Annotated in this window: 15 protein-coding genes and 2 pseudogenes; 15 read left to right on the top strand and 2 right to left on the bottom strand. The window is 59.1% G+C overall.

Annotated elements, in window-relative coordinates:
* Nucleotides 1–21 precede the first annotated feature (21 nt).
* The 4 genes and pseudogenes from rpmA to ACIOMO_RS22485 all read left to right on the top strand — a co-directional run.
* Nucleotides 22–263, top strand: a pseudogene (rpmA, locus tag ACIOMO_RS22470) (50S ribosomal protein L27); the annotation flags it as partial.
* Nucleotides 264–456: 193 nt separating this feature from the next.
* Entirely contained in the window at nucleotides 457–1,680 is a 1,224-nt protein-coding gene (cgtA, locus tag ACIOMO_RS22475; protein WP_053123980.1) for an Obg family GTPase CgtA, read from the top strand.
* Between the two features lie 137 nt (nucleotides 1,681–1,817).
* A complete protein-coding gene (proB, locus tag ACIOMO_RS22480) occupies nucleotides 1,818–2,936 on the top strand; it encodes a glutamate 5-kinase (protein WP_053123978.1) in 1,119 nt (372 codons plus the stop codon).
* A gap of 10 nt (nucleotides 2,937–2,946) precedes the next feature.
* Nucleotides 2,947–3,414: a CreA family protein gene (locus ACIOMO_RS22485; protein ID WP_053123976.1), complete on the top strand. Its 468-nt coding sequence runs from the start codon at nucleotides 2,947–2,949 to the stop codon at nucleotides 3,412–3,414.
* A gap of 181 nt (nucleotides 3,415–3,595) precedes the next feature.
* Here ACIOMO_RS22485 and rpsT read toward each other — a convergent pair.
* Nucleotides 3,596–3,867: pseudogene (gene rpsT / locus ACIOMO_RS22490) on the bottom strand (30S ribosomal protein S20).
* Between the two features lie 252 nt (nucleotides 3,868–4,119).
* Between rpsT and murJ the strand changes: the two are divergent.
* The 6 genes from murJ to ispH all read left to right on the top strand — a co-directional run bounded on the left by murJ (nucleotide 4,120) and on the right by ispH (nucleotide 11,692).
* Complete coding sequence (gene murJ / locus ACIOMO_RS22495; RefSeq protein WP_053123974.1) at nucleotides 4,120–5,658, top strand: murein biosynthesis integral membrane protein MurJ; 1,539 nt, start codon at nucleotides 4,120–4,122, stop codon at nucleotides 5,656–5,658.
* Between the two features lie 129 nt (nucleotides 5,659–5,787).
* Nucleotides 5,788–6,726, top strand: a complete 939-nt coding sequence (gene ribF / locus ACIOMO_RS22500) for a bifunctional riboflavin kinase/FAD synthetase (RefSeq protein ID WP_038361708.1) — start codon at nucleotides 5,788–5,790, stop codon at nucleotides 6,724–6,726.
* A 13-nt stretch (nucleotides 6,727–6,739) separates the two neighbouring features.
* Entirely contained in the window at nucleotides 6,740–9,571 is a 2,832-nt protein-coding gene (ileS, locus tag ACIOMO_RS22505) for an isoleucine--tRNA ligase (protein ID WP_401243653.1), read from the top strand.
* On the top strand, nucleotides 9,564–10,076 hold the full coding sequence (gene lspA, locus ACIOMO_RS22510; protein WP_122592781.1) for a signal peptidase II: 513 nt from the start codon (nucleotides 9,564–9,566) through the stop codon (nucleotides 10,074–10,076). Before ileS ends, lspA begins: the two co-directional genes overlap by 8 nt.
* Nucleotides 10,077–10,083: 7 nt before the next feature.
* Nucleotides 10,084–10,521: an FKBP-type peptidyl-prolyl cis-trans isomerase gene (fkpB, locus tag ACIOMO_RS22515; protein ID WP_174245140.1), complete on the top strand. Its 438-nt coding sequence runs from the start codon at nucleotides 10,084–10,086 to the stop codon at nucleotides 10,519–10,521.
* 226 nt (nucleotides 10,522–10,747) lie between these two features.
* Entirely contained in the window at nucleotides 10,748–11,692 is a 945-nt protein-coding gene (ispH, locus tag ACIOMO_RS22520; RefSeq protein WP_038361699.1) for a 4-hydroxy-3-methylbut-2-enyl diphosphate reductase, read from the top strand.
* Here the strand turns inward: ispH and ACIOMO_RS22525 are convergent.
* On the bottom strand, nucleotides 11,649–12,218 hold the full coding sequence (locus tag ACIOMO_RS22525) for a GspH/FimT family pseudopilin (RefSeq protein ID WP_401243656.1): 570 nt from the start codon (nucleotides 12,216–12,218) through the stop codon (nucleotides 11,649–11,651). The two genes, ispH and ACIOMO_RS22525, sit on opposite strands and share 44 nt — an antisense overlap.
* Before the next feature lie 130 nt (nucleotides 12,219–12,348).
* Here ACIOMO_RS22525 and ACIOMO_RS22530 point away from each other — a divergent pair, with 130 nt between their 5' ends.
* Genes ACIOMO_RS22530 through ACIOMO_RS22550 form a run of 5 tightly spaced genes read left to right on the top strand, consistent with a single transcriptional unit; the run spans nucleotide 12,349 to nucleotide 17,539 of the window.
* Nucleotides 12,349–12,822, top strand: a complete 474-nt coding sequence (locus ACIOMO_RS22530; protein ID WP_212545803.1) for a GspH/FimT family pseudopilin — start codon at nucleotides 12,349–12,351, stop codon at nucleotides 12,820–12,822.
* Entirely contained in the window at nucleotides 12,819–13,268 is a 450-nt protein-coding gene (gene pilV / locus ACIOMO_RS22535) for a type IV pilus modification protein PilV (protein WP_053123960.1), read from the top strand. The genes ACIOMO_RS22530 and pilV overlap by 4 nt, the downstream gene beginning before the upstream one ends.
* Nucleotides 13,265–13,978 (top strand): PilW family protein, encoded by a 714-nt coding sequence (locus ACIOMO_RS22540; protein ID WP_053123958.1) that lies wholly within the window; start codon nucleotides 13,265–13,267, stop codon nucleotides 13,976–13,978. The genes pilV and ACIOMO_RS22540 overlap by 4 nt, the downstream gene beginning before the upstream one ends.
* 11 nt (nucleotides 13,979–13,989) lie before the next feature.
* Entirely contained in the window at nucleotides 13,990–14,469 is a 480-nt protein-coding gene (locus tag ACIOMO_RS22545) for a PilX N-terminal domain-containing pilus assembly protein (protein ID WP_401243658.1), read from the top strand.
* The gene (locus ACIOMO_RS22550; RefSeq protein ID WP_401243660.1) at nucleotides 14,456–17,539 is read left to right on the top strand and encodes a pilus assembly protein; all 3,084 of its coding nucleotides are present in this window, start codon (nucleotides 14,456–14,458) and stop codon (nucleotides 17,537–17,539) included. Before ACIOMO_RS22545 ends, ACIOMO_RS22550 begins: the two co-directional genes overlap by 14 nt.
* Nucleotides 17,540–17,554: the final 15 nt, after the last annotated feature.

Genomic DNA, 17,554 nt, shown 5'->3' on the forward strand with positions numbered 1-17,554 from the left:
TGACTCATGGCACACATATAAGCTGGTGGTAGTACCCGTAACGGTCGCGACTCAGAAGCCAAACGCCTGGCGTTAAGATGTATGGCGGCCAGAAAATCATTCCGGGCAACATCATCGTGCGTCAGCGCGGCACCCAATTCCACGCTGGCTACGGCGTTGGCATGGGTAAAGATCACACCCTCTTCGCGAAAATCGAAGGCGTGATCAAGTTTGAAGTAAAGGGCGCGTTCAACCGCCGTTACGTGAGCGTTGTCGCAGCTTAATTGCGCAATCGCTGGAAAAGCCCTGTCTCGCGACGGGGCTTTTTCGTTTGTGGGGTGAGTCTCTTGCAAAACTGTTTGTATGGGCTGTCGGCGTGCGATGCAGGTCGTGTTTTGGGGTCGCTGCGCTCATTTTTGCAAGAGTCTTATGTCTTGATTGTTTTTCGGCTCGTCCGTACGGCGAGAGGCGTTGGTTATGAAGTTTGTTGATGAAGTATCGATTCGCGTAAAGGCTGGTGACGGTGGCAACGGTGCCATGAGTTTCCGTCGGGAAAAATTCATCGAAAACGGTGGCCCGAACGGTGGTGATGGCGGTGACGGCGGTTCCATCTACATGATGGCTGACGAAAACCTCAACACCCTGGTCGACTACCGTTACACCCGGCACTTCGATGCCGAGCGCGGTTCCAACGGTGGCAGCACTGACTGTACCGGCAAGAAGGGCGAAGACCTGATCCTGCGTGTGCCGGTTGGCACCACAGTGATCGACTCCGCCACTCAGGAAGTCATCGGTGACCTGACCAAAGCTGGTCAGAAGTTGATGGTTGTGCAGGGCGGCTGGCACGGTCTGGGCAACACCCGTTTCAAATCCAGTACCAACCGTGCGCCGCGTCAAACCACGCCGGGTAAGCCGGGTGAGCAGCGCGACCTGAAACTGGAAATGAAAGTACTGGCTGACGTTGGCCTGCTGGGCTTGCCGAACGCCGGTAAAAGTACTTTTATCCGTTCGGTATCGGCGGCCAAGCCGAAAGTTGCCGACTACCCGTTCACCACGCTGGTGCCAAACCTCGGTGTGGTCAGCGTCGATCGTTGGAAGAGCTTCGTTGTTGCGGACATTCCGGGTCTGATCGAAGGCGCTTCTGACGGTGCCGGTTTGGGTATTCGCTTCCTCAAGCACCTGGCGCGTACGCGTCTGCTGCTGCACCTCGTCGACATGGCGCCGCTGGATGACGCCAGCGCTCCTGACGCGGCAGAAGTGATCGTCAACGAGCTGATCAAGTTCAGCCCGTCCCTGGCCGAGCGTGATCGCTGGCTGGTGCTGAACAAGTGCGACCAGATCCTTGAAGAAGAGCACGAAGAGCGCGTCAAGGAGATCGTTGATCGTCTGGAATGGACTGGCCCGGTTTACGTGATTTCGGCTATCGCCAAGATCGGTACCGAGCGTCTGTGCCATGACATCATGCGTTACATGGAAGATCGTGCTGATCGCCTTGCTGCCGATCCGGCTTACAAGGAAGAGCTGGCCGACCTCGATCAGCGCATCGAAGACGAAGCCCGCGCCCAGTTGCAGGCGCTGGACGACAAGCGTGCCCTGCGCCGCAGCGGCGTGAAGTCGGTTCACGACATCGGCGACGATGATTGGGACGAAGAAGATGTAGATGACGAAGACGGTCCGGAAATCATTTACGTGCGTGACTGATCCGTTGCGATAAACTTGAACGCCGCTCAATCGAGCGGCGTTTTAGTATCTGGAAATCGATCGTTGGTAAGGCATAGCCACGAATAACGTCACGGGCGGCGCTGGGTCGCGCTGCCCTCAAGCTAAGGTTGAAGATGATGCGGAGCAAGGTGACAGGTGCGCAGCGTTGGGTCGTGAAGATCGGCAGCGCTTTGCTGACAGCAGATGGCAAAGGGCTGGATCGCGCGGCTATGAGTGTCTGGGTTGAGCAAATGGTGGCGCTGCATGAAGCGGGCGTGGAGCTGGTGCTGGTGTCCTCCGGGGCAGTGGCGGCCGGTATGAGCCGTTTGGGCTGGACCGCGCGACCCAGCGCGATGCACGAGCTCCAGGCGGCCGCCGCGATCGGTCAGATGGGTTTGGTGCAGGCGTGGGAATCAAGCTTCGCCGAGCATGGCCGGCACACGGCGCAAATTCTCCTGACTCACGACGATCTGTCCGACCGCAAGCGCTACCTCAATGCTCGTAGCACCTTGCGCGCGCTGGTCGAGCTGAAAGTCATTCCGGTGATCAACGAAAACGACACCGTGGTGACTGACGAAATCCGTTTTGGCGACAACGACACGCTGGCGGCGCTGGTGGCCAACCTGGTCGAAGCGGATCTGCTGGTGATCCTTACCGACCGCGACGGCATGTTCGACGCCGATCCGCGCAACAATCCGGATGCGCAGCTGATTTACGAAGCGCGCGCCGATGATCCTTCTCTCGATGCGGTCGCCGGCGGTACCGGTGGTGCGTTGGGGCGTGGCGGCATGCAGACCAAGCTGCGCGCGGCGCGTCTGGCGGCGCGTTCCGGTGCACACACCATCATCGTTGGCGGGCGTCTTGAGCGCGTGCTTGATCGCCTGAAAGCGGGCGAGCGCATCGGCACCTTGCTGTCGCCTGAGCGCGGCATGCTCGCGGCGCGTAAACAGTGGCTAGCCGGCCATCTGCAAACGCGCGGTACCCTGGTGCTGGACGATGGTGCGGTGTCGGCGTTGTCCAAAGGCAACAAAAGCCTGCTGCCGGTCGGCGTCAAACTGGTGCAGGGTAGCTTCCGTCGCGGTGAGATGGTGGTGTGCGTGGCGCCGGACGGTCGTGAGATCGCCCGTGGCCTGGCCAACTACAGCGCGCTGGAAGCACAAAAAATCATCGGTCAGTCGTCGGATGCGATTGTCGGTTTGCTCGGTTACATGGCGGAGCCAGAACTGGTTCACCGTGACAACCTGATCCTGGTGTAAGGAAAACTCGATGCGTTTAGCAAAAGGATTGTTGGGCCTGCTGATGGCGATGCCATTGCTGGCCTCGGCCGAGGAAATCGGTCAGGTGTCGACAGTGTTCAAATTCGTCGGCCCGAACGACCGGATCGTGGTCGAAGCGTTTGATGATCCGAAGGTCGAAGGCGTGACCTGCTACCTGTCGCGCGCCAAGACGGGCGGGGTGAAGGGTGGTTTGGGTCTGGCTGAAGATCGCGCAGAAGCGTCGATCGCCTGTCGTCAGGTGGGGCCGATCAAGTTCAATGGCGATCTGAAGGATGGCGATGAGGTGTTCAAGGAGCGCACGTCGCTGGTGTTCAAGACCATGCAGGTGGTGCGTTTCCTCGACAAGAAACGCAATACGCTGGTGTACCTGGTCTACAGCGATCGCCTGATCGAAGGCAGTCCGCAGAATGCCGTGACGGCGATCCCGATCTTGCCGTGGGTGCCCGTCCAGCAATAACCCCGCAAACCAACTGTAGGAGTGAGCCTGCTCGCGATAGCGGTGTAACAGTCAATAATTGCATCGACTGACACATCGCTATCGCGAGCAGGCTCACTCCTACATTTTTTTGCGCTGGATTTGTTAAATCACAGGCAATAAAAAACCGACCCTAAGGTCGGTTTTTTAATGACTACGTCGATTAAGCAGCTTCTTTCAGCGCTTTAACGTGGCCATTCAGACGGCTCTTATGACGAGCAGCCTTGTTCTTGTGGATGATGCCTTTATCGGCCATACGGTCGATAACTGGCACAGCCAGAACGTATGCAGCTTGAGCTTTTTCAGCGTCTTTTGCGTCAATGGCTTTAACTACATTCTTGATGTAGGTGCGAACCATGGAACGCAGGCTGGCGTTGTGGCTGCGACGCTTCTCAGCCTGTTTTGCACGTTTTTGGCGGAAGGTGAGTTGGCCACCGTCGAGCTCCTCGAAAGACTTTTTAGGAAATAGCAAACAAAATAGGCCGCGAATCATGCCGATGAAGAGAAGTCTTGTCAAGGGCACTTGAATCGTTCCGCTAAGTGGTAGGTATAAAGAGGCGGGATATTTATTTCCGGCGCTTGACCTGTAAACTCGCGAGCTTTGGCTCTGTGCTGCTGCGGCGCGGAGTATCGCATAAGTAGGCGCTTAATTCGCCTGCTGTTTATCGACAGGCACAAATTCCCTCAATGAATCTGCTCAAATCGTTGGCCGCCGTCAGCTCTATCACGATGCTTTCCCGGATTCTGGGTTTTGTTCGTGACACGCTCATTGCCCGCACATTCGGCGCCGGGATGGCGACAGACGCCTTCTTTATCGCCTTCAAACTGCCCAATCTGCTGCGAAGAATTTTTGCCGAGGGCGCTTTCTCCCAGGCATTCGTGCCAATTCTGGCCGAATACAAAAGTCAGCAGGGCGAAGAGGCGACCCGTACCTTCATTGCCTACGTATCGGGCCTGCTGACGCTGGTACTGGCGATCGTCACCGCACTGGGCATGATCGCGGCGCCTTGGGTGATCTGGGCCACGGCGCCCGGTTTCACCGATACACCGGAAAAATTCCAGCTCACCTCTGATCTGTTGCGGGTGACGTTCCCCTATATATTGCTGATCTCGCTGTCATCGCTGGCCGGCGCGATCCTCAATACCTGGAACCGTTTCTCGGTGCCCGCATTTGTGCCGACGCTGCTCAACGTCAGCATGATCGTGTTCTCGCTGTTCCTCACGCCGTACTTCGATCCACCGGTCATGGCCCTTGGCTGGGCGGTATTGGTCGGTGGTCTGGCGCAGCTGCTCTATCAACTGCCGCACCTGAAAAAGATTGGCATGCTGGTGCTGCCGCGTCTGAACCTGCGCGATACCGGCGTGTGGCGCGTGATGAAGCAGATGCTGCCGGCCATCCTTGGTGTCTCGGTCAGCCAGATTTCGCTGATTATCAACACCATCTTCGCCTCGTTTCTGGTCGCAGGTTCGGTGTCGTGGATGTATTACGCCGACCGTTTGATGGAGTTGCCATCCGGTGTGCTTGGCGTGGCGTTGGGCACGATTTTGCTGCCGACATTGGCGAAAACCTATGCGAGCAAGGATCGTCACGAGTATTCGCGGATTCTCGATTGGGGCCTGCGTCTGTGCTTTGTGCTGGTGCTGCCGTGCTCGCTGGCGTTGGGGATTCTCGCCGAGCCGCTGACCGTGTCGCTGTTCCAGTACGGTCAGTTCAGTGGCTTCGACGCAGAAATGACTCAACGTGCGCTGATTGCTTATTCTGTCGGCCTGCTCGGGATTATTGTGATTAAAGTGTTGGCGCCGGGCTTTTATGCGCAACAGAACATCCGAACCCCGGTGAAAATCGCAATTTTCACTTTGGTGGTTACCCAGCTGTTCAACCTGGTATTGATCGGCCCACTGGCTCACGCCGGTCTGGCCTTGGCCATCAGTGCGGGTGCCTGCCTCAACGCCGGGCTGCTGTTCTATCAACTGCGCAAACAGCAGATGTATCAGCCGCAGCCGGGTTGGGCCAAGTTCGGTTTCAAACTGGTGGTCGCGGTGGCGGTGATGTCCGTGGTGCTGTTGATCGGCATGCATTTCATGCCGCCATGGGATCAAGGACACATGCTTGAGCGCTTCCTGCGTCTGGGCGCCTTGGTCGCGGCGGGCGTGGTGTCCTATTTCGGTATGTTGCTGCTGCTCGGTTTCCGCCTGCGCGACTTCAATCGCAAGGCCTTGAGCTAAGGTTTTTCTCTTTATGGATGGGCGCGGGCCGGCAGTTTTGTCGGCTCGTTCACTTTGCGTTACGGTGTTGCCTGTCGTCGGCCGTCGGGTGTGGTTATAATCGACCACTTTATGAGCAAGAAGCGCGTTATGCAGCTGGTTCGAGGCCTCCACAACTTGCGCCCCCAGCATCGGGGCTGCGTCGCCACTATTGGCAACTTTGACGGTGTTCACCGTGGTCACCAGGCTATCCTGGCCCGACTGCGTGAGCGTGCGCTCGAGTTGGGCGTACCCAGCTGCGTGGTGATTTTCGAGCCGCAGCCACGGGAATTCTTTGCCCCCGAGACCGCGCCGGCACGTCTGGCCCGGTTGCGCGACAAGCTGCAACTGCTGGCCGCCGAAGGCGTTGACCGGGTGTTGTGCCTGGCGTTCAACCAGCGCTTGAGCAAACTCAGCGCCAGTGAGTTCGTCGACACCATCCTCGTCGATGGCCTCGGCGTGCAGCATCTGGAAGTCGGTGACGATTTCCGCTTTGGCTGCGACCGCCTCGGTGATTTCGATTTCCTGATGCAGGCCGGGCAGGTTCACGGTTTTACCGTCGAAGCGGCGCAAACCGTCGAGCTGGACGGCATTCGCGTCAGCAGCACGCAAGTGCGCAACGCCTTGGCCGCCGCCGATTTTGCCTTGGCCGAACGTTTGCTCGGTCGCCCGTACCGGATCGCCGGTCGTGTGCTGCACGGCCAGAAACTGGCCCGGCAATTGGGCACGCCCACTGCCAACATTCAACTCAAGCGTCGTCGCGTGCCGTTCACCGGGGTCTATCTGGTGGATGTCGATATAGACGGCAAGACCTGGCCCGGCGTCGCCAATATCGGCGTGCGGCCCACGGTACAAGGTGATGGCAAGGCCCACCTTGAAGTCCATCTTTTAGATTTTGCCGGCGATCTGTATGACCGGCGTTTGACGGTGGTTTTCCACCAAAAGCTGCGTGAAGAGCAGCGCTTCGCCTCCCTGGAGGCATTGAAAACGGCGATCAATGCGGATGTCGCCACCGCCCGTGCACTAGCCGCACCTAGCGCCCATCGCTAATGAAGAGCCTTAAATGACCGACTATAAAGCCACGCTTAACCTTCCGGACACCGCCTTCCCAATGAAGGCCGGCCTGCCACAGCGCGAACCGCAGATTCTGCAGCGCTGGGACAGTATTGGCCTGTACGGAAAGTTGCGCGAGATTGGCAAGGATCGTCCGAAGTTCGTTCTGCATGACGGCCCTCCGTATGCCAACGGCACGATCCACATCGGTCACGCACTGAACAAGATTCTCAAGGACATGATCATCCGCTCGAAGACCCTGTCGGGTTTCGACGCGCCGTATGTTCCGGGTTGGGACTGCCACGGCCTGCCGATCGAGCACAAGGTTGAAGTGACCCACGGCAAAAATCTGGGCGCGGACAAGACCCGCGAACTGTGCCGTGCCTACGCCACCGAGCAGATCGAAGGGCAGAAGTCCGAATTCATCCGTCTCGGCGTGCTGGGCGACTGGGCCAACCCGTACAAGACCATGGATTTCAAGAACGAGGCCGGTGAAATCCGCGCCCTCGCGGAAATCGTCAAGGGCGGTTTCGTGTTCAAGGGCCTCAAGCCGGTGAACTGGTGCTTCGACTGCGGTTCGGCCCTGGCTGAAGCGGAAGTTGAGTACGAGAACAAAAAGTCCTCGACCATCGACGTTGCGTTCCCGATCGCTGACGAAGCCAAACTGGCTGCCGCGTTCGGTCTGCCATCGTTGAGCAAACCTGCCTCGATCGTGATCTGGACCACCACCCCGTGGACCATCCCGGCCAACCAGGCACTGAACGTTCACCCGGAATTCAACTACGCACTGGTGGATGTCGGCGACAAGCTGCTGGTGCTGGCTGAAGAGCTGGTTGAAGCCTGCCTGGCGCGCTACGGCATCGAAGGTTCGGTCATCGCGACCACCACCGGTAAAGAGCTGGAGCTGATCAACTTCCGTCACCCGTTCTACGACCGTCTGTCGCCGGTGTACCTGGCTGACTACGTTGAACTGGGCGCTGGCACCGGCGTGGTTCACTCCGCTCCGGCTTACGGCGTAGACGACTTCGTGACCTGCAAAAAATACGGCATGGTCAACGACGACATCCTCAATCCAGTACAAAGCAACGGCGTTTACGTGCCGTCGCTGGAATTCTTCGGCGGCCAGTTCATCTGGAAGGCCAACCCGGCCATCGTCGACAAGCTGACCGAAGTCGGTGCGCTGATGCACACCACCGTCATCGAACACAGCTACATGCACTGCTGGCGCCACAAGACTCCGCTGATCTACCGCGCCACCGCGCAGTGGTTCATCGGCATGGACAAAGAGCCAACCAGCGGCGACACCCTGCGTGTACGTTCGCTCAAAGCCATCGAAAACACCAAGTTCGTCCCGGCCTGGGGCCAGGCGCGTCTGCACTCGATGATCGCCAACCGTCCTGACTGGTGCATCTCGCGTCAACGTAACTGGGGCGTGCCGATCCCGTTCTTCCTGAACAAGGAAAGCGGCGAGCTGCACCCACGCACCGTCGAGTTGATGGAAGAAGTCGCCAAACGCGTTGAAGTCGAAGGCATCGAAGCCTGGTTCAAGATGGACGCTGCCGAGTTGCTCGGCGACGAAGCGCCGCTGTACGACAAGATCAGCGACACCCTCGACGTCTGGTTCGATTCGGGCACCACGCACTGGCACGTCCTGCGCGGTTCGCACCCGATGGGTCACGAGAGCGGCCCGCGCGCCGATCTGTACCTGGAAGGTTCCGACCAACACCGTGGCTGGTTCCACTCGTCGCTGCTGACCGGTTGCGCCATCGACAACCACGCGCCGTACCGCGAACTGCTGACTCACGGTTTCACCGTCGACGAAGCCGGCCGCAAGATGTCCAAATCGCTGGGCAACGTGATCGCGCCACAGAAAGTCAACGACACCCTGGGCGCCGACATCATGCGTCTGTGGGTCGCGTCGACCGACTATTCGGGTGAGATGGCAGTTTCCGATCAGATCCTGCAACGCAGCGCGGACGCCTATCGTCGTATCCGTAACACCGCGCGCTTCCTGCTCTCGAACCTGAGCGGTTTCAACCCGGCCACCGACATCCTGCCGGCTGAAGAAATGCTCGCGCTGGATCGTTGGGCGGTCGACCGCACCTTGCTGCTGCAACGCGAGCTGCAAGAGCATTACGGCGAATACCGTTTCTGGAACGTCTACTCGAAGATCCACAACTTCTGCGTGCAGGAGCTGGGCGGTTTCTACCTCGACATCATCAAGGACCGTCAGTACACCACTGGCGCCAACAGCAAGGCTCGCCGTTCGGCGCAAACCGCGCTGTTCCACATCTCCGAAGCGCTGGTGCGCTGGATCGCGCCGATCCTCGCCTTCACCGCCGACGAACTGTGGGAATACCTGCCGGGCGAGCGTAACGAATCGGTCATGCTCAACACCTGGTACGAAGGCCTGACCGAGCTGCCAGCTGACGTTGAACTGGGCCGCGACTACTGGGAACGCGTAATGGCGGTGAAAGTAGCGGTCAACAAAGAAATGGAAATCCAGCGCGCGGCCAAAGCCGTCGGTGGCAACCTGCAAGCCGAAGTGACGCTGTACGCCGAAGACGCCCTGAGCGCCGATCTGGCCAAGCTGAGCAACGAACTGCGCTTTGTCCTGATCACTTCGACGGCCAGCGTTGCGCCTTTTGTCAGCGCACCTGAAGACGCGGTCGTGACTGAAGTCAGCGGCCTTAAGCTGAAGATCGTCAAATCGGCCTTCCCGAAGTGCGCCCGTTGCTGGCACTGCCGTGAAGACGTTGGCGTGAACCCGGAGCATCCGGAAATCTGCGGTCGTTGCGTCGACAACATCAGCGGCGCTGGCGAGGTTCGTCACTATGCCTAATGCCGTTGGCCGTTTCGGACGGTTGAGCTGGCTTTGGTTGAGTTTGCTGGTTCTGGTCATTGACCAGGCCAGCAAGTTTTACTTCGAAGGCAAGCTCGAAATGTTCCAGCAGATCGTGATCATTCCTGATTACTTCAGCTGGACACTGGCGTACAACACCGGCGCTGCCTTCAGCTTCCTCGCTGACAGCTCCGGCTGGCAGCGCTGGCTGTTTGCCCTGATCGCCATTGTGGTCAGTGCTGTGCTGGTGGTCTGGCTCAAGCGCCTGGGCCGCAACGAAACCTGGCTGGCCGTCGCTTTGGCGCTGGTGCTGGGTGGCGCGCTGGGCAATCTGTACGACCGCATTGCCCTGGGTCATGTGATCGATTTCATTCTGGTGCACTGGCAGAACCGCTGGTACTTCCCGGCGTTCAACTTCGCCGACAGCGCGATTACCGTTGGCGCGATAATGCTGGCACTGGACATGTTCAAAACCAAGAAAACCGAAGAGGCCGTTCATGACTGAACAGGTATTGGCTGAGCAACGCATCGGCCAGAACACGGAAGTCACTTTGCACTTTGCATTGCGCCTGGAGAACGGCGACACCGTCGACAGCACGTTCGACAAAGCCCCGGCGACCTTCAAGGTCGGCGACGGCAACCTGCTGCCGGGTTTCGAAGCGGCGCTGTTCGGCTTCAAGGCCGGCGACAAGCGCACGCTGACCGTCGAGCCGGAAAACGCTTTCGGCCAGCCGAACCCGCAGAACGTACAGATCATCCCGCGCTCGCAGTTCGTCGACATGGAGCTGTCACCGGGTTTGCTGGTGATCTTCAACGATGCGGCCAATACTGAGCTGCCGGGCGTGGTGAAAGAGTTCGACGACACGCAAGTGACCATCGACTTCAACCACCCGCTGGCAGGCAAGACGCTGACCTTTGACGTCGAGATCATCAACGTCAAAGCGCTGTAAGTAACACCGCTAAAACCATTGCGGGAGCGGGCTTTTGTGGTGAGGGGATTTATCCCCGATGGGGGCAAAGCCCCCCAAACCCTGACGGCGCGGTTCCAGTTGAGGCGCGTTGACTGGATTGGGGGCGCTTCGCACCCCATCGGGGATAAATCCCCTCGCCACAAAGCTTTGCTCCTACAAGGGCTGTATTGATCTAATTTCTTGCGCGCAAGACACGAGGCACAGCATGCAAATCAAACTCGCCAATCCCCGTGGCTTCTGCGCCGGTGTGGACCGGGCGATCGAAATCGTCAACCGCGCCCTGGAAGTCTTCGGGCCACCGATCTACGTGCGTCATGAAGTGGTGCACAACAAGTTCGTCGTTGAAGACCTGCGCAGTCGTGGCGCGATTTTCGTCGAAGAACTGGATCAGGTGCCGGACGACGTCATCGTCATTTTCAGTGCCCACGGTGTTTCCCAGGCCGTGCGTACCGAAGCTGCTGGCCGTGGTCTGAAAGTCTTCGACGCCACGTGCCCGCTGGTGACCAAGGTGCACATCGAAGTCGCGAAATACAGCCGCGATGGTCGTGAGTGCATCCTGATCGGCCACGCCGGTCACCCGGAAGTCGAAGGCACCATGGGCCAGTACGACGCCAGCAATGGCGGCGCGATCTACCTTGTCGAAGACGAGAAAGACGTCGCCGAGTTGCAGGTTCACAACCCGGAAAAACTGGCTTTCGTCACCCAGACCACGCTATCGATGGACGACACCAGTCGCGTCATTGATGCCTTGCGCACACGCTTCCCGGCTATCGGCGGCCCGCGCAAGGACGACATCTGTTACGCCACGCAAAACCGTCAGGACGCGGTCAAGCAACTGGCCGACGAGTGCGACGTGGTGTTGGTGGTCGGCAGCCCGAACAGCTCCAACTCCAACCGCTTGCGCGAACTGGCCGAGCGCATGGCCACCCCGGCCTACCTGATCGACGGCGCTGAAGACCTGCAAAAGAGCTGGTTCGACGGTGTCGAGCGTATCGGCATCACCGCTGGCGCCTCCGCACCGGAAGTGCTGGTGCGTGGCGTGATTCAGCAACTGCAAGCCTGGGGCGCGACCGGCGCCGATGAGCTGGCCGGGCGCGAAGAGAACATCACGTTCTCGATGCCGAAAGAGTTGCGCGTTCGTTCGATCTGACGTTTTTGGCTTTCTGACACAACGCCTGTTCAGCGCTTTTGCTGCTCAGGCGCACGCGACCGGTCGCCGCCAGCACCACCTGGCGCTGGCTGACCGGCTCGTGAGTCGAGCAAATATGTAGTGTCCCTGCCTGAAACGCCCGCCCGGGCATTAGCGGTTGTCCCAGACTGCTGAAGCGCACGTATCGACTCACTGATCGATTACCGACAATCGGCACCCTCGCGTCACTCGCACGTTCTGCCAACAAGGGATTGCTGCTGTCCGCAGATCCTCTGCCGCTGATATCCACAATGATCCGCCAGCCCTGACTCCAGTCGCCGTTGATGCCATGAATCACCACGCTCTGATTGCGCGTGATGGCCAGGCTGCGTGCGTTGCGAATACCGTCGAGCAGCGATTGCGCGGCGAGATCCCGCTGGTTCGATGCGCGCAGCGTTGCGAACGCCGGATTGACCAACAGCAGAACAATTGCGCCGATCGCCAGTCCCATAAGCAGTTCTATCAGGCTGAAACCGTGTTGCGTCATGAAAACTCCCTCCGTGGAGTGTGATGAGCGGCGCGATCCTTACGCCGCGCAGGGCAAATCAACCGACGCGGGTCGGTTGAATGTTCTAGCGTGTAGAAGCAGGTATAGCCGACGGCAACGGAGGGCATCGATGGATCTTCGTACAAAAGGTTTCACGCTGATCGAGTTGCTGGTGGCGATGGCGATCTTCGTTGTTCTGATCACCCTTGCCGTGCCGGCGTTCACCAAGTCGATCCAGAGCAGCAAGGCCGATACCGAAATGGGCGATCTGCAACGGGCAATCAATTTTGCCCGGCTTGAAGCGATTGATCGTGGCGTGACCACTCGCTTGCGCCCGAGCGCCGGCGGCAGCGTCTGGACGGGTGAATTGGCGGTTTACGACAGTACTGGCACGCCGGCGAATGTATTGCGGGTTGTTCCAGCGATGAGCAGCGGCGCCACTCTGGCGCTACCCTCTGGAGTGACCGCGCTGGATTTCAACAATCTCGGCGGTCTGGCGGCACCGTCTACGGCGGTGGTCATCAGTTACACGCTGGGCACGCAAAGCAGGACGCTGAACGTGTGTTTGAACGGACGAATTCAATTGGGTGGAATTTGCGGATGAGGGCAGGGAGTCAACACGCACAGGAGGGCATGACGCTGATCGAAGTGCTGGTCGCGTTGCTGATTCTGACCGTCGGGTTATTGGGCGCGGCGGCGGTGCAACTGAATGCGCTGAAGTACACCGACAGCTCGCGGATGACCAGTCAGGCCAGTTTTATCGCCTACGACATGATGGATCGCATTCGCGCCAACTCCGGCGCCGACTACACCGTGACGCCGCCGACCTCGGGCAATCTCAGCGTCGCTCGCGATCAGGATCTCTACGATTTCACCACCAACATCATTGCTTTCGGCGGGCCCACCGCTACCGGCAGCATCACGCTCAATCAGCGGGTGTACACCATCACCATCAACTGGAGTGACGCGCGGGCCGCCAACACCGCCAGCGCGCCGCGCAGTTTCGTCCTCAGCAGCCGTGCGGCGGTTGATCCGGTGGCCACGCCATGAGGCGCGATAATCGGGGTTTCGGCCTGATCGAATTGCTCGTGGCTCTCGCGCTGGGTCTGATCATCGTGCTGGGTGTCGTGCAGATTTTCATCGCGGCGAAAAATACCTATGTCAGTCAGAACAGCGCCGCCGCGATGCAGGAAGACGCGCGTTTTGTGCTGAGCAAAATGATTCAGGAAATCCGCATGGTGGGCATGTTCGGTTGCCTCGGCACGATTACCGATTCGAGCACGGCCGGGGATTTCAATGCCGCGCAGATCGCTCCGATCGGCTGGGATAACGCCAACCTCAAACTGACGCTGGTGACCGCCGATATCGGCAGCGGTGGTGGCACGCCAACCTGGACGGTGCTCTCCGATTGCCGCAACAGCGCCACGGCGTATACCGGTTTACGAACGGCGGCGACCGGGCAGATTGCCTTTCCGATTCGCCGATTGATCTACAGCTTCAGCAACAACCAGATACTCATGGGCACCGGCAGCGGCACGCCGACCCAGCAGGTGCTGGTGAACAACGTCAGTGCTTTCACCGTCACCTTCGGCCTGGCGAGTTCTGCGACCGATGTGGCCGCTTCAACTTACAGCGCCAACCCCAGCGATCCGGCACGCATCCGCAGTGTGCGCCTGAGCCTGACCCTGCTCGACCCCAACAGCCGGGTCGCCCCACAAACCTTCAACGTGGTTGCCGCTTTGCGCAACCGCTTGCAGTGAGGGCCGGGGTGATGCGGATTTCTCTGCACAACAGGAAGGCCCAGCGCGGCATGGCGTTGCTGGTCAGTCTGGTGTTTTTGTTGTTACTGACGCTGATTGGTTTGTCGTCGATGCAGAGCGCCAACCTGCAGGAAAAAATGGCCGGCAGTGTGAGTTTGCGTAATCAGTCGTTCCAGACTGCGGAAGCGGCGTTGCGGGTGGGGGAGAGCGCAGTGCAGCTCGATACTTACACCTTGGCGGTGTGCAGCGGCACGACGCAATGTGCGCCGCCGGCGGAATCTTCGGTGGTCAGTGCGGCAGGGCTCAATTCCACCTCGGGGGTGTCGTGGATCGCGACCGGTAATGGTTTCTATGGTGTGCAAAACATTGGCACCACACTCACGGCGGTGAACGTGCCGAGCAATACCTCGGCAACGTTGTATCGGGTTACTGCGGTCGGCATCGCCGGCACTTCGCGCAGCGTGGTGGAGAGTGTTTATGCGAAGTATTGAGCGCTTTGGATCGCTGCTGCTCGGCCTGTTGCTGAGTTTTTATCTGACGGCACCGGCGTATGCGTTCACGCCGTCGGATTCGCCGTTGTTGAGCGCTGCAGCGGTTCCGCCAAACGTGATGCTGTTGATCGATGATTCGGGGAGCATGAACAGCATCATTTATGCGTCCGGTTTCAACCCCGCTGACAACCCCACACCAGCACGACAATGCAACGCCTTGCTCGGCTTGTGTCTGAGTTCGACAGCGATCACCGGTGACACGATCTTTCTGTCGAGCCTGCCGACATCCGGCTGTTCCGGTGGCGCCTATGCGTTCTACAACAACAGCATCGCGCCGTTGTGCCTGAAACTGCCAGATCCCGTGGGCAGCGGCAACACGCGTTATTCGGGCGATTACATTTCCTACGTGGTCAGTCTGGCCATCAACAACGGCACCCGCGATTTCACCACCGGGGCGATTCCCAACGATTACCGGATCAACGTGGCGCGCAACGTGTCCACGGCACTGGTGACCAGCAACCGCACCTTGCGAATGGGTCTGTCGACCTTCAATCCGGCCACCAGCAACAACTCCGGCAATGGCGGATACATAGCGCGATCGATCAGCGATCTGGCGCCGGTCTCCGGCAGCGTGACTCAGGCCCAGGCGGATACCAACTACAACGCGCTGATCTCATCGATCAACGCTTTGAGCGCCGTGGCCAACACGCCGTTGGCGGAAACCTATTACGAGATCACCCGCTACATGCGCGGCTTGGCGCCGTACTACAACAGCACACCAACGACCTATACCAGCCCGATTCAGTATCGCTGCCAGAAAAATTACGGCGTGGTGATCACCGATGGTTTGCCGACGTTTGACCGAACCTTCCCGACCAACGACCCGTTGGGCGGCACTCGTTTACCGAACTGGGATGGCGTCAACAATGACGGCAACAACCTCAATGGCGACAATGAGGGCGACACGCTGTATCTGGACGACATCGCCAAATTCGCCTTCGACATCGACATGCGTTCGACCGGCACCGACGCGGCGGGCAAGAGCTGGAACGCGGTGGATTTTCCCAAGCAGAACATGAACACCTACACCGTGGGTTTCACGGCGGCCAACGACATGTTGTCGGATGCGGCCAGTTATGGGCAGGGCAAGTATTATCAGGCGACGGACAGCACGGGGCTGAATGCGGCACTGTCGTCGGCGTTGAGTGATATCACTTCCAAGGCGGGCTCCGGCGGCAGCGGCGTCGCCAGCGGCACCACGCTGGCGAGCGGCACCAGCTATTTCCAGACCAGTTACGACCCCAAGGATTGGCGCGGCACCATCAAGTCTTTCGGCTTCACGTCTTCCGGGGCGGTGAATACGTCGACCACGCTTTGGACGACTGATACGACCATAGTGCCCGGAGCGACTGCGCCGACTTACCAATCCTGGAACACCGCAAGCAACGCCGCCGTGACGCTGGCTTACGGCAACTTTTCCCCAGTGCAACAAACCACGCTCAGTCAGAGTCTGCCCACCGGAATCACCGGCAATGATCTGGTGGAGTGGAGTAAAGGCACCAACAAAACCGGGCTCAAGGTTCGCAACGTATTGCTCGGCGACATCATCAATTCGCCATTGGTGCTGGCGGCCCCCACGGACAAGACCGCTGCCGACTTGTCCGGCGATACCACTTATAGCGCTTATCTGACGACCAAAGCCGCGAACATGAACGCCAATCTGGTGGTGAATGCCAACGACGGATTCGTCAACATCATCAACTCGGCCAATGGCACCCGGCGCTACGCCTACATGCCGTCCAGTGTGTTGCCGTCGCTACGGCTGATTGCTGATCCGACCTACATCAATGGCGTCAGCCACAAGTTTCTCGTCGACGGGCAAGTCGGAGTGTTCGACGCGCAGTCCGGCACGGCCTGGAAAACCCTGGCCATTGGTGGCACGGGTGCCGGAGGTAAAACGTTCTACGGGCTGCAGTTGTTTGATGCATCGGCGGGCAATGTGATCAAGGCCTTGTGGGAAGTCAGTGCGCCGACCACCGCCAACAGCGCCAACGCTTTTAATGATCTGGGTTACGCCTACGCCCGACCAGAAGTGGCACGCTTGGCCGACGGTCGCTGGGCGGCGTTTATTTCCAACGGTTACGGCAGCAATTCTGGCGTGGCCGCGTTGTATGTGCTGGATGTACGCGACGGCTCGCTGATCAAGAAGATCGTCATCGACAGCACGGAAACCACCAACGGTTTGTCCTCGGTGAAGCTCAAGGTCAACTCTTCCAATGTCGTGCAGGCCGCGTACGGCGGTGACTTGAAAGGGCGCCTGTGGAAATTCGACCTGAGTGCGACGTCGACCGACAGTTGGGGCGTGGCGTTTTCCGGTAAACCGCTATTCACCACGGCTGGCGGCGCGACTCAGCCGATTACCGCGCAACCGCTACTGGCGGACAACTCAGTCGGCGGCAAACAGATTTTCTTCGGCACCGGAAAATTCAACGAAACGGCCGACAAAACCAACAAGGATTTGCAGGCGTTCTACTCGGTGTGGGATGCCGATGGCGGTTCCGGACAATTGACCGTCAGCAGTTTGCAGGCGCAGGCAGTCACGGGCGTGTTCTCGGGAAGCACCGGGCAATTCGTGACCACCTCGCAGAATGACACGACGTACCCGGCGGAGAAGGGCTGGTATTTGCCCTTGGTGTATAACAACGCGCTGACCGGCGAGCGGGTGATCAATCAGGCCAGTCTGGTGCTGGGGCGAATCATTTTTACCACCGCCAGCGTCGATACCACTGATCCCTGCTCCAGTTTCGGCACCGGCAAACTGGTCGAACTCGATGCGTTCAGCGGTAAGATGCTCAACTACGCGGTGCTCGATACCAACGCCGATGGCGTGGTCGACAGCAACGACACAATTTCCAGTGGCGTGGTGTTCACCGGCGGTATTCCGACCCTGAACGCCATCGTCAACGGCGCAACCCGCAAGATCGTGAACGACTCCAGTGGCGGCATCACCACACTGGTGGAAAAACCCGGCGGCGGCAGCCGTCGTATCATGTGGCGACAAATACAGTAAGTGAGAGTTTGAGGC

It is taken from the genome of Pseudomonas sp. NPDC087804, assembly GCF_044742965.1.
In the GTDB taxonomy this organism is placed as follows: domain Bacteria; phylum Pseudomonadota; class Gammaproteobacteria; order Pseudomonadales; family Pseudomonadaceae; genus Aquipseudomonas; species Aquipseudomonas rustica.